This is a genomic window from Flavobacterium chuncheonense (assembly GCF_042686145.1).
Taxonomy (GTDB): Bacteria; Bacteroidota; Bacteroidia; order Flavobacteriales; family Flavobacteriaceae; genus Flavobacterium; species Flavobacterium chuncheonense.
Genome location: NZ_JBHUPC010000012.1, coordinates 171,434 through 183,628 on the forward strand (window position 1 = coordinate 171,434; position 12,195 = coordinate 183,628).

Consider the following 12,195-nt stretch of genomic DNA (forward strand, 5'->3'; position numbering starts at 1 on the left):
TATGAATAATTCAGCGCTTTAATTATGGTAAATATTTCTTTTCAAAATTAGGCTTACGCTTTTCCAAAAAGGCATCTCTACCTTCTTTAGCCTCATCGGTCATATACGCTAAACGTGTTGCTTCTCCAGCAAAAACCTGTTGCCCTACCATTCCATCATCTGTCAAATTCATAGCGAATTTTAGCATTTTAATTGATGTTGGTGATTTTGCTAATATTTCCTGAGCCCATTCATAAGCTGTGTCTTCTAATTCTGCATGGGGAATAACCGCATTTACCATTCCCATTTCAAAAGCTTCTTGCGCCGAGTAATTTCTTCCTAAAAAGAAAATCTCACGTGCTTTCTTTTGTCCAACCATTTTAGCCAAATAAGCCGAGCCGTAACCACCATCAAAACTTGTTACATCCGCATCAGTTTGTTTGAAGATTGCATGCTCTTTACTTGCCAAAGTTAAATCACAAACCACGTGTAAGCTGTGCCCACCACCTACTGCCCAACCTGGTACTACACAAATTACTGCTTTCGGCATAAAACGAATCATACGTTGTACTTCCAAAATATTCAATCTGTGGTAACCATCATCACCTACGTAACCTTGATGACCACGAGCCTTTTGATCACCTCCGCTACAAAAACTCCATATTCCATCTTTTGAAGAAGGACCTTCTGCCGAAAGTAAAACTACTCCAATAGAGGTATCTTCTTGTGCATCATAAAACGCTTGAATTAATTCTGCAGTTGTTTTTGGACGAAATGCATTACGTACATCCGGACGGTTAAATGCAATACGTGCTACACCATTGCATTTTTTATAGGTTATATCTTCAAACTCTCTTACGGTTACCCAGTCAATCGCACTCATGTTCAATATGTTTTTATTCGTTGATTTCTAAATTTTGTTAAAATTAAATTTCAGTAAAAATAAAGCATTTTTTTAGATTATATTGCAAGTTTAAATCAATTACTAGCATGAAAATTACCTATACAGGAATACTTTTGGCTTTTGGAATGGTATCCCTAAATGCTCAAAATTATGAATTTCAAGAAGTTACTAATATAGAATGTTTACCCGTTATTTCACAAGATAGAACCGGAACTTGTTGGAGTTATTCCACTTCTTCTTTTTTAGAATCGGAAATAATACGCCTAACTGGTAAACATATTGATTTGTCTGAAATGTACCAAGTGCGTACAACTTACCCCAAAAAAGCAGCTAATTACATTATGCGTCAAGGGAAAGCTCAATTTAGCGAAGGGGGATTAAACCATGATGTAATTAATAGCGTTGCTGAATATGGATTGGTTCCATTAAGTGCTTACACAGGACTTACTGAGAATGAAAAGATTCACAACCACGCAGAGTTAGTAGCTGTTCTCGAAGCTATGGTAAAAACTTATGTTGACAATCCCGGAAAACAATTATCAACAAAATGGAAAGCTGCTGTAAATAATGTATTAGATGCATATTTAGGTGAAATTCCAACTGAATTTAAATTCGATGGCAAAAGTTATACTCCGTCTGGCTTCCGTGACATGACGAAGATAAAAGCTGAAAATTATGTGACGATTACCAGCTTTGCCAATCAAAAAAATTACCTCCCTTTTGTATTAAACATTCCCGACAACTTTTCAAATGGAAGCATGTACAATGTCCCTTTAGAAGAATTTATCGCTGTTATTGACAATGCATTAGAAAGTGGCTTTTCTTTAGCACTAGATGCAGATGTTTCGGAACCTACTTTTTCTGCAAAATATGGAGTAGCCTTTATCCCCGAAAATGATGCAGATGCAAAAACTGGTTTAGCTGAAATTATTACAGAAAAAAAGATCACTCCAGAGTTCCGTTTACAGGAGTTTGAAAACTTCAATACTACAGACGATCACTTAATGCATATTGTTGGAAAAGTAAAAGACCAAAAAGGGAATATCTATTACAAAGTAAAAAATTCTTGGGGGACCGATGAGAAAAGAGTTTCGAACGGAGGTTATATTTATATGAGTGTTCCATACATGAAATTAAAAGCAATTTCTGTTCTCGTACACAAAGATGGTTTGAATAAAAAAACAAAAAAGAACCTAAATTTATAAGATGATATTTAAATCCGCTATAAGTACATTAAATAAATATTTAATTGGAATGGTGTGCCTTGTCTTGATAGGCACCACAATTCCTGTTTTTGGAAGTGAAGGACTTGTTGCAGGAGCTGTTCTGCTCTCCATAAATGGGCTTACTTTGACTTTATTAATTTGGATTTATTTTAAAACTTATTACAGCGTTGATAATCATCTTCTCCTTTGTAAATCAGGGCCTTTTTTTAGTAAAATTGACATTAAAACAATAAAGAAAATCGAACACCATAAAGGAATTTATGTTCCTGTGATATGGAAACCCGCTTTAAGTCATATCGGATTAATTATTACCTACAACAATTATGATGATATTTACATTTCTCCAGAAAATGAAACCCTATTTTTAGAAAAACTATTAATCATAAACCCCAACATCCAAATAATTCCATTGCCAAAATCATGAGTATCCGCTATTTTTCCATTTTACTTGTCTTAATCATTGTATCTTGTAAAGAATCGACTACTACTCCTGCTCCAAAAAAAGAAATAGTAATAAAAGAACCTTTTGAAGTTGAGTTTTCTAAAGTTTCTAAAAAATATAAAAAGGAAAAGCAGGCTGAAATTTCAAATTTTTACAATGAAACCATTAAAAAGAATAAATTTAGTGGAGGTTTTTTAGTGGCTAAAAACGGAGAAATTTTATTTGAAAACTATAATGGTTTTGCAAATTATAAAACAAAAAAAGAAGTAACAGCAACAACACCTTTGCATTTAGCTTCTGTCAGTAAAGTATTAACTGCTGCTGTAGTTATGCGATTATATGATGAGAAAAAACTTGATATTAATCAAAATATTAAAACTTACTTTCCAAATTTCCCACACGATGGCATTACAATAAAAACACTTTTGAACCATCGAAGTGGAATACCCAACTATGCTTATTTTACAGAACCGGATAACATTTGGGGTCGAAAAAAAATATTACACAATGAAGATATAATCGATTTATTGTGCACCAAAAATATTCCTATGGAATATCGTCCTGACACAAGGTTTAGCTATTGTAATACCAATTATGCCCTTCTAGCATTAATCATTGAAAAAGTCACCAAGTTGCCCTACCCAGAAGCCATGAAACAACTTTTATTTGAACCTCTAAAAATGCAAAATACGTTTGTATTTGAGTATGAACAACAGAAAGACACTGTTAGTTTATCCTACAAAAGCAATTGGCATACTATCCCTTTTGATCAATTTGATGCAGTATATGGAGATAAAAATATTTATTCTACACCGCAAGATTTACTAAAATTTGATTTAGCCTCTTATTCTGAAAACTTTTTTTCAAAGAAACTAAAAGAAGAAATATTCAAAGGCTACAGCTACGAAAGACCTGGTGTAAAAAATTATGGATTGGGTATCCGACTTAACGAGTGGGACAATTACAATACTTTATGCTACCATAATGGTTGGTGGCATGGAAGCACAACATCATATATCACGTTGAAAAAAGACACCGTAACAATGATTGCTTTATCAAACAATTACAACAAAAAAGTTTACCAACTAAAAAAGTTATCATCTGTATTTGGTGAATATCCTTTTGAAATAGAAAACGACTAATTCTCATGATTTCAAATTCTTATAAATAAATTAATAGTTTAGACATAATGAATCTGATTTACTAAGGCAGAATTACCCTATTTTTACAGAAGTCATTGTCAAGGATCCGCCAACGGCTTTATCGTTAAAAAAGCTTATTTCATCATTTTGATCTTGCAAAGCCAACGAATAAATTAAAGGCAAATAGTGATCAGGGGATGGAATAGCTTTTAAAGCCTCTCTGTGCAACCTTTCATAATTAATCAATTCATCGTGATTCCCTAGTAGTATCTTTTGCTTGAAAACAGCATTCATTTCCAAAGCCCAATCAAAACCATATTCTGGCTCAAGCAATTTATCCCAAGCTACCATCCTAAGGTTATGCACCATATTACCACTGCCAATTATTAAAACTCCTTTTTTACGCAAAGCCAATAGCTGTTTAGCTACTTCATAATGATAAGCTGTAGGTTTTGAATAATCTATACTCAACTGCATAATTGGAATATCTGCATTGGGGTACATATGTTTTACCACCGACCAAGTTCCGTGATCCAACCCCCATTCATGGTCCAATCCTATTACTGGATATGAAACCATTTGTTTAATTTCATCTGCAAGTTGCGGCGCTCCTGGTGCTTTATATTGCACTTCATAAAGTGGTTTTGGGAACCCTCCAAAATCATGAATTGTTTTAGGGTTCGGCATAGCGGTAACGTGTGTTCCTTTGGTTAACCAATGAGCTGAAACCACTACAACCGCTTTGGGTTTTGGTATTTCTTGCCCGAGCTTTTTCCATCGCTTTGAAAACTCATTATCTTCAATTGCATTCATTGGCGAACCGTGACCTATAAACAAAACGGGGTATTTAAGATCTCCTTCTTTTAAGTCTTTCGACCAATTGTAAAACGGATTTATATTTCCCATCACCACACCACTAGCTATTATTTTGATAAAATCACTACGCTGCATATTCAAACAGTTGTATATACAAATGTACAATTAATTGCAAATAATAGCTTCATATTTAACTTATTTTTAATGCTTAAAATACTAATGAGCCGGAAATAAAGACTGAATAAAGGTATAAGATCTCACTTCTGCATAAGAATACGGAGAATTTTTCATCGGATACGCACAATGCCCACCATACTTAGGGGTTTCCAAATGGATAAAGGGATTATCCTCTGCCAAAGCTATTGGATAACATCCATCACCTAAAAAAGGGTCATCTAAAGCATTTATAATCAATACTGGTTTGGCAATACTATTAATACTTCGGGCTGGAGAAACACTATAATAATAATCCTCTTTATCAATAAAACCGTGTAAAGGAGCTGTAAAATTATTATCTAAATCATCAAAAGATTTAATATCATCAATTCTAGCCCAATCCAATAGTTCAGGGAATTGTTGCGCCTTAACTTTAAGTTTACGAGATAAATCTATGGTGAAATTTTTCATGTAAACCTTATTGAATCCTTTTTTTAAAGACTCAGCACTTGACTTTACTTCTATGGGAACAGAAACCGCTACTCCAGCTTTAATGTTTTCAGAAATATTATCCATACGTCCAAAATAATTCAGCACTTGTGCTCCCCCCATAGAATACCCAATAAGATAAACCTCTTTCACTTTTTTTAAAGCAAAGTGTATAACGGTGTCCAAATCATCTATAGTAGCATGATGGTACAAACGCGGTAAACGATTCATTTCACCACTACAACTGCGGTTATTCCAAGCAAAAACAGAAAAATTACGTTGTAAAAAATAGTCGGCGCAACTATTTATGTAAGTTCTTTGTGAATTACCTTCTAATCCGTGGCATAAAATAATAGCCTTATCGGTATTCTTTACATTGTAGTCAACGGCTAAAAAATCACCATCGGCCAACTCAATTTTTTCTCTTTTATAAACAGGAACAGGGAATTTTTTAAATTTTCCAGCATAAATAGTGGAAACATGATTGTTTTTATGAACAAAAGGTACAAAATCATTGTATGCAGAATCTTGGATAAAAGGCATAACTATTCGTAAATAATGTTTGGAATTACAACTACACGATTGGGTACTATACAAAGTTAAGAAAAATGGCCTTCGAAAAAACTTTCGAGGCCATTTTTACTTACATCTATTTATCACTAAATATAGAATATGTACTATTATTTTATAAGGTAAATACCGTTATCTTTTATTTCTATCAACTTTTGACGGTATAAATTTCCAACTGCTTTTTTAAATACTTTTTTACTCATTTTTAAAACCGTACGAATATCTTCGGGATGTGAATTATCATTTAATCCTAGAAAACCTCTATTGGCTTTTAATTCATCTAGAATTACTTGTGAAGACGGCTCAATAGCCTCTACTCCTAGTTTACGAAGAGAAACATCAATTTTCCCATCAGGACGAACATTTTTGATATAACCTTTCATGCGCATCCCTGGTTTAATATCGTCGTAAACTTCGTTTTTGTAAGCCAAACCTTTATGCTGCTCGTTAATGATAACATTTATTCCAGCGTCGGTTATATGCGAAACTATTAAATCAACCTCTTCACCATTTTCTACAGTTACTTCATCGTTATTTAAAAACTGTTGGGTTTTACTTGACGCAACCATTCTATTGGTTTTCTCGTCCATAAAACAGTAAATCAAATAGCGTTTCCCTTCCTCCATTGGGCGGGCTTGTTCTTTAAAAGGAACAAACAAATCTTTTTCCAATCCCCAATTTAAAAAAGCACCAAACTTATTGATATAATTCACTTTTAAATGCGCAAACTCATTCAATTTCACATACGGCTTCAGTGTAGTTGCCACAGGACGCTCTTCATGATCAAGATATACAAATACTGTTAAATCATCGCCGATAGCAAAGTCTTTTGGTACATATTTATTTGGTAATAAAACATCATCTTCTTGTGTTTCTTCACTTCCTAAAAATAAACCAACTTTAGTCTCTCTTAAAATTTTTAAAGTATTGTATTGTCCTATATGTAACATAATGAAATAAATTGGTCACAAAGGTAGCTAAAAACCATAACATTATTTTACTATATATTTAAATCTTAATTTAGAAAACCTTTACCTTTGCAAAAAAACAGACAATGTCAAACGTATATATAGGGTATCATTTTACTATTGAACCAAAAGAATTAGGTTCTGAAATATTAATTGCTGAATTAGGTGAACTTCCTTTTGAAAGTTTTATTGAAACAGAAAACGGTTTTTCTGCTTTTATTCAGAAAAATTTATGGCATGAAAACATTTTAGCCGACCTTTTTATTTTGGACAATCCAGAATTCAAAATCGATTATTCTTTTGAAGAGATTGAACAAGTAAACTGGAATGAAGAATGGGAAAAAAACTTTGAACCTATTGAAGTTGACGGTAAATGTTATGTTCGTGCTCCTTTTCATGAAAAAACTGATGCAGCATACGACATTGTGATAGAACCAAAAATGAGTTTTGGTACAGGACACCACGAGACTACTCACATGATGATTCAACATCTTTTGGAAACTGATGTTACCAATAAGAAAACACTAGATATGGGCTGCGGTACCGCTATTTTAGCAATCTTAGCTGAAATGAAAGGTGCTCAACCTATTGATGCTATTGATATTGACAATTGGTGTTACTTAAACTCTATTGAAAATGCTGAACGCAATAACTGTAAACACATTACCGTTTATGAAGGTGATGCAGCTCTTCTAGCAGGTAAAAAATATGATGTAATCATTGCAAACATTAACCGTAATATTCTTTTAAATGACATGCAACAATATGTTGATTGTTTGAACGAAAATGGAATTTTATTTTTAAGTGGATTCTATACTGAAGATATACCTTTCATAGACGCTTCATGTACCGAGAAAGGTTTACAGTATGTTAAAAAATTTGAAAGAAACAATTGGGTTGCTTTGAAATATTTAAAACAATAATTACTTTTATCAAAAAAATTAAAGAACTAAAGATGAGTACGATAGAACAATTTCAAGAAGATGTTTTAGTTGAAGAATTAATTGGATTAAACAATGAAATTATATTATTTAATGATGATGTAAATACATTTGATCATGTTATCGACACGCTAATTCGTGTTTGCAATCACGAACCTATACAAGCAGAACAGTGTGCAATTTTAGTACATTACAAAGGAAAATGCGCAGTAAAAACAGGTAGCTATGACGAACTTAAACCCCTTTGCTCAAGTTTACTTGATGCCGGTTTAAGTGCTGAAATACAATAAAAAAAATCCCGAGTTAAAACTCGGGATTTTTTTATTATTTATTTATCTCCAATCAATGTGGTAATTTATCTTTTAATAAACCATATATGTATGTTCCTAATAAAGCTCCTACAAGAACTACAGCAACACCATAGATTCCTGTTCCTAGTAAAATAAAGATTGGTCCTGGGCAAGAACCTACCAATCCCCAACCTAAACCGAATAAAGTACCACCTACAATGTAGCGTGTAAAACCTCTTTCTTTTGGTACAATTTCAATTTCTTGACCTTTAATATCTTTTATTTTTGAACGTTTAATCATTTGAATTCCTATAACTCCTGTTGCTATAGCAACCATAATAATTCCAAACATATGAAACGATTCAAATCGGAACATTTCATAAATACGATACCATGATACCGCTTCGGCTTTGGTTAAAACAATTCCGAAAACAAAACCTACTAATATAAATCTTAAAAATTTCATGTTTAATACTTAAAAAATTAAGGGTAATAAAAAATGCGTCATAATCAATCCGCCAATAAAAAATCCAATTACAGCAATTAATGATGGAACTTGTAAGTTACTTAATCCGGAAATCGCATGTCCTGACGTACATCCACCAGCATAACGTGTTCCGAAGCCAATCAAAAGTCCTCCTACTAATAAAATTAAAAAGCCTTTTGGCGTTGTCAATGTTTCCATACTAAAAATTGCATCCGGCACCAATTTTCCATTCGGAGCATCAATATGCATCGCTGCCAAATGTTCAATTGTATTAGGATTCAAATTAACACCTGTACCATTACTCAAAAAATTATACGCTACAAAACCTCCTAAAATTGCCCCCCATACTACAGCCAAATTCCATTTTTGCTCGCGCCAATCGAATTTAAAAAAGTCTGCATGTTTTCCTGCTCCTGCAATAGTACAAAGTGTTCGTAAATTTGATGACATTCCAAATGATTTTCCAAAAAAAATCAACAATAGCATGATAATACCAATTAAAAAGCCCGAAATGGCCCAATGCCAAGTTCCGTATAATAATTCCATATTCTTTATTTTTTTACAAAAGTAGCCATTCATTTATTTTTATATGTAATTTGGGATGTATAAATTTGAATAAAAAATTTATACTCAATGAAAAAGTTTGCTATTGAATTCAAATGGGCCGTGATATTTATCATCACTTCACTTGCATGGACCATATTTGAAAAACAAATGGGATGGCATGATGGAAAAATTGAAATGCAGCAAATTTACACTATGCTTTTTGGTATAGTAGCAATTATACTTTACGTTTTAGCCCTTTTAGATAAAAAGAAAAACTTTTTTAACGGAATAATGGATTGGAAACAAGGGTTTCTTTCGGGTTCAATATTATCCTTGTTTGTCGCTTTAATGATTCCGCTAACGCAATACATAACATTTACAGTAATTTCTCCAGAATATTTTGATAAATTAATTGCATTAACAGTTGCAAACAAAAAAATGACGTTGGAAGCTGCTCAAAACTATTTCAATATTAACAATTATATCTACAGTAGTACTTTTTCGGCACTTTCTTCTGGAATTGTTACTGCTGCAATTGTTTCCCTTTTCACTAAATCTAAAAAAGTTTAAAATGAACAAACTGTTTTATTTGGTTTTATTAGTCGCTATTTATAGCTGTACTAGTACAAAATCAACGATTAAAAACGTTGACAATTCAGCTGTAAAACCAAAAATCACGAACAAAGCGTTTGTAATTACCGAAACAGCCAAAGACAGAAAATATGGCTATGAACCTGATTATCCTATTAATATTGGTCTTATTTTAGAACCCCAAGAAGAAATCTACATCGGTTACTTTTTCAACGGATTAGAAGGCCCGAATGGAGAAATTATTCAATATAAGAAGATTGACACTTGTTGTCCATTTCCTACAGCACACAACACTATGGGGGCTGGAACATTAGTTTTATATGAAGTAACCTTTAATGGTAGCAACCAAAAAGAAATACTTTATTTTAATATCTACGAGAAAGGACAAATCATGTGTCCGAAAGGTTTTACCATAAAAAAAGACCTTTAATACTTAAAAACTTTTAACGTATTTGTAACGTAAGTAACCTTTTAAACATCGATTTAAAAGGTTTTTCTTTTTATCTTTGCACCTTAAAATCAAGATATAATGGATTTAAAAAATATACCTCAAATCAAACATTTAGCTAGCGACAATTTTTTCCTTTTAGCAGGCCCTTGTGCCATTGAAGGAGAAGAAATGGCCATGAAAATTGCTGAGCGTTTGGTAACCGTTACCAATCGATTAGAAATTCCTTTTGTTTTCAAAGGTTCGTTTAAAAAAGCAAACCGCTCTAGAGTAGATAGTTTTACAGGAATTGGTGATGAGAAAGCATTGAAAATATTAGAAAAAGTAAGTAAAGAATTTGGTATACCAACAGTTACTGACATTCATACCAATGAAGACGCTGCAATGGCTGCTGCATATGTTGATGTGCTTCAGATTCCTGCTTTTTTGGTACGTCAAACGGATTTAGTTGTAGCTGCCGCAAAAACTGGTAAAACAGTCAACTTGAAAAAAGGACAATTTATGAGTCCTGAAAGTATGAAACATGCTGTTCAAAAAGTTTTAGATAGCAATAACGAAAATGTTATGGTAACTGATAGAGGAACAATGTTTGGCTACCAAGATATGATTGTGGATTTTCGTGGTATTCCTACCATGCAACAACAGGCTACTACAGTACTAGATGTAACACACTCTTTACAACAACCAAACCAAACAATAGGTGTAACGGGTGGTCGTCCTGATATGATTGAAACCATTGCTAAAGCAGGTATTGCCGTAGGTGTTGATGGTATTTTTATAGAAACACATTTTGATCCAGCTAATGCAAAAAGCGATGGTGCAAACATGCTTCACTTGGATTATTTTGAAGATTTAATGACTAAACTTGTAGCCATTAGAAAAACCATAAATCAATTTTAATTTTTTTCCATTTTTCTATAATGAAACAATCATTTTTAATGGTTGTACTAACTTTTTGTGTTTTTTCACAGTACACCTTTTCGCAAGAAACAGTTGAAAATCCTGAAAAATACACGGCTCATAACAAAGGTAAATTCTATATCTACTGGGGTGGAAATAGAGGAACATACTCTAAATCTGACATTCACTTTAAAGGTAATGATTACGATTTTACTCTTCACAATGTAGAAGCACATGACAAACCAAAAGGATGGCATGTTGATTATATCAATCCTGCAAGAATGACCATTCCACAAACCAACTTTAGAGTGGGATACTTTATATCAGATCATTACAATATTTCGATTGGATTTGATCATATGAAATATGTAATGTACAACGAGAGAACCGTAAATTATAGCGGGTACTACCCAAATCCAGGTATTTACAGTGAAAATCCAACAGAGGATGAATTAACTTTGGATAAAAACTTTTTATTATTCGAACATACTGATGGTTTAAATTATATTAATACGGAATTTTCAAGAGTTGATGATATTTCAAATTGGTTTGGCTTACCGAATACCGACAAATTTCAAATCAACATTACCGAAGGTTTAGGAGCTGGATTTTTATATCCAAGAACAAATACTACACTTTTAGGTAAAGATCGCTACGACGAATTTCATATTTCTGGTTACGGTTTATCTGCAAAAGCTGGTTTGAATTTTACCTTTTTTAAACATTTCTTTATTCAAACCGAACTTAAAGGAGGTTATATTAATATGAATGACATTAGAACCACTGAAGATAGTGCAGATAGAGCATCACAAGATTTTTGGTTTTTACAACGTGTCATTACTATTGGAGGAATATTTCGACTATAACTAAAACTAAATACAAACAAAATGAAGGATCGAGTTTAGGCTCGATCTTTTTATTTATACAGTAATTCAGCTTCTTTAATGACAGCTATTAAAACTTCTGGTTGAATCGCTTTGAGCGATTTATATCGCAATGATTTTACAGTATTACGATTCTCACCAATTAAATAATCTTGATGTGCTTTTAATTGAAAACCTCTTGCAAATCCAATATCTAAAAATTCCTTTTTATGATTTGGCGCTAAATAAACGAATGGTTTCTTTTTGAAATAAAAATAAGGTATTCCCCACTTTAGAAGCAATTGAGATTCTCCCAACTCCTTTTCAATAATAGAAATAACATCCAATAGCATTATTTGATAATGCTTTGGTTGCTTTAAGATATATTCATTAACTGGATTCATACTATAAAAATAATCTAAAAAACTTGTTCAGAT

General features: G+C 32.7%; 16 protein-coding genes. 9 read left to right on the plus strand and 7 right to left on the minus strand.

Annotated features, from left to right (window positions below; translation table 11 throughout):
* Nucleotides 1-22: 22 nt before the first annotated feature.
* A complete protein-coding gene (locus ACFS5J_RS04785) occupies nucleotides 23-862 on the minus strand; it encodes a 1,4-dihydroxy-2-naphthoyl-CoA synthase (protein ID WP_379810900.1) in 840 nt (279 codons plus the stop codon).
* 107 nt (nucleotides 863-969) lie between these two features.
* Between ACFS5J_RS04785 and ACFS5J_RS04790 the strand changes: the two genes are divergently transcribed.
* The 3 genes from ACFS5J_RS04790 to ACFS5J_RS04800 are packed head-to-tail and all read left to right on the plus strand — an operon-like array spanning nucleotide 970 to nucleotide 3,693.
* Nucleotides 970-2,088 (plus strand): C1 family peptidase, encoded by a 1,119-nt coding sequence (locus tag ACFS5J_RS04790; protein ID WP_379810901.1) that lies wholly within the window; start codon nucleotides 970-972, stop codon nucleotides 2,086-2,088.
* A gap of 1 nt (nucleotide 2,089) precedes the next feature.
* The gene (locus tag ACFS5J_RS04795; protein WP_379810902.1) at nucleotides 2,090-2,533 is read left to right on the plus strand and encodes a PH domain-containing protein; all 444 of its coding nucleotides are present in this window, start codon (nucleotides 2,090-2,092) and stop codon (nucleotides 2,531-2,533) included.
* Nucleotides 2,530-3,693 carry a serine hydrolase domain-containing protein gene (locus tag ACFS5J_RS04800; RefSeq protein WP_379810903.1) on the plus strand — a complete coding sequence of 388 codons (1,164 nt, stop codon included), beginning with the start codon at nucleotides 2,530-2,532 and terminating at the stop codon, nucleotides 3,691-3,693. The genes ACFS5J_RS04795 and ACFS5J_RS04800 overlap by 4 nt, the downstream gene beginning before the upstream one ends.
* 72 nt (nucleotides 3,694-3,765) lie before the next feature.
* Here ACFS5J_RS04800 and ygiD read toward each other — a convergent pair whose 3' ends face one another.
* The 3 genes from ygiD to ACFS5J_RS04815 all read right to left on the minus strand — a co-directional run bounded on the left by ygiD (nucleotide 3,766) and on the right by ACFS5J_RS04815 (nucleotide 6,674).
* A complete protein-coding gene (gene ygiD / locus ACFS5J_RS04805) occupies nucleotides 3,766-4,644 on the minus strand; it encodes a 4,5-DOPA-extradiol-dioxygenase (protein ID WP_379810904.1) in 879 nt (292 codons plus the stop codon).
* A gap of 81 nt (nucleotides 4,645-4,725) precedes the next feature.
* Nucleotides 4,726-5,697 (minus strand): YheT family hydrolase, encoded by a 972-nt coding sequence (locus ACFS5J_RS04810; protein ID WP_379810905.1) that lies wholly within the window; start codon nucleotides 5,695-5,697, stop codon nucleotides 4,726-4,728.
* A gap of 137 nt (nucleotides 5,698-5,834) precedes the next feature.
* Nucleotides 5,835-6,674, minus strand: a complete 840-nt coding sequence (locus ACFS5J_RS04815; protein ID WP_379810906.1) for a CvfB family protein — start codon at nucleotides 6,672-6,674, stop codon at nucleotides 5,835-5,837.
* Between the two features lie 104 nt (nucleotides 6,675-6,778).
* Between ACFS5J_RS04815 and prmA the strand changes: the two genes are divergently transcribed.
* Nucleotides 6,779-7,615, plus strand: a complete 837-nt coding sequence (prmA, locus tag ACFS5J_RS04820) for a 50S ribosomal protein L11 methyltransferase (protein WP_379810907.1) — start codon at nucleotides 6,779-6,781, stop codon at nucleotides 7,613-7,615.
* A gap of 32 nt (nucleotides 7,616-7,647) precedes the next feature.
* Entirely contained in the window at nucleotides 7,648-7,923 is a 276-nt protein-coding gene (locus ACFS5J_RS04825; protein ID WP_379810908.1) for an ATP-dependent Clp protease adaptor ClpS, read from the plus strand.
* A gap of 52 nt (nucleotides 7,924-7,975) precedes the next feature.
* Here the strand turns inward: ACFS5J_RS04825 and ACFS5J_RS04830 are convergent, their stop codons facing one another.
* Together ACFS5J_RS04830 and ACFS5J_RS04835 are read right to left on the minus strand one after the other, a co-directional pair.
* Nucleotides 7,976-8,389 carry a DUF6691 family protein gene (locus ACFS5J_RS04830; RefSeq protein WP_379810909.1) on the minus strand — a complete coding sequence of 138 codons (414 nt, stop codon included), beginning with the start codon at nucleotides 8,387-8,389 and terminating at the stop codon, nucleotides 7,976-7,978.
* A gap of 9 nt (nucleotides 8,390-8,398) precedes the next feature.
* Nucleotides 8,399-8,956, minus strand: a complete 558-nt coding sequence (locus tag ACFS5J_RS04835) for a YeeE/YedE family protein (protein WP_379810910.1) — start codon at nucleotides 8,954-8,956, stop codon at nucleotides 8,399-8,401.
* An 87-nt stretch (nucleotides 8,957-9,043) separates the two neighbouring features.
* Between ACFS5J_RS04835 and ACFS5J_RS04840 the strand changes: the two genes are divergently transcribed.
* The 4 genes from ACFS5J_RS04840 to ACFS5J_RS04855 all read left to right on the plus strand — a co-directional run bounded on the left by ACFS5J_RS04840 (nucleotide 9,044) and on the right by ACFS5J_RS04855 (nucleotide 11,761).
* Nucleotides 9,044-9,526 (plus strand): DUF4199 domain-containing protein, encoded by a 483-nt coding sequence (locus ACFS5J_RS04840; protein WP_379810911.1) that lies wholly within the window; start codon nucleotides 9,044-9,046, stop codon nucleotides 9,524-9,526.
* Nucleotide 9,527: 1 nt separating this feature from the next.
* The gene (locus ACFS5J_RS04845; RefSeq protein WP_379810912.1) at nucleotides 9,528-9,977 is read left to right on the plus strand and encodes a 2-dehydro-3-deoxyphosphooctonate aldolase; all 450 of its coding nucleotides are present in this window, start codon (nucleotides 9,528-9,530) and stop codon (nucleotides 9,975-9,977) included.
* 99 nt (nucleotides 9,978-10,076) lie between these two features.
* A complete protein-coding gene (gene kdsA / locus ACFS5J_RS04850; RefSeq protein ID WP_379810913.1) occupies nucleotides 10,077-10,895 on the plus strand; it encodes a 3-deoxy-8-phosphooctulonate synthase in 819 nt (272 codons plus the stop codon).
* Between the two features lie 20 nt (nucleotides 10,896-10,915).
* On the plus strand, nucleotides 10,916-11,761 hold the full coding sequence (locus tag ACFS5J_RS04855; RefSeq protein WP_379810914.1) for a hypothetical protein: 846 nt from the start codon (nucleotides 10,916-10,918) through the stop codon (nucleotides 11,759-11,761).
* Between the two features lie 50 nt (nucleotides 11,762-11,811).
* Here ACFS5J_RS04855 and ACFS5J_RS04860 read toward each other — a convergent pair whose 3' ends face one another.
* Nucleotides 11,812-12,162, minus strand: coding sequence for a DUF1801 domain-containing protein (locus tag ACFS5J_RS04860; RefSeq protein WP_379810916.1), 351 nt, complete (start codon nucleotides 12,160-12,162; stop codon nucleotides 11,812-11,814).
* Nucleotides 12,163-12,195 lie beyond the last annotated feature (33 nt).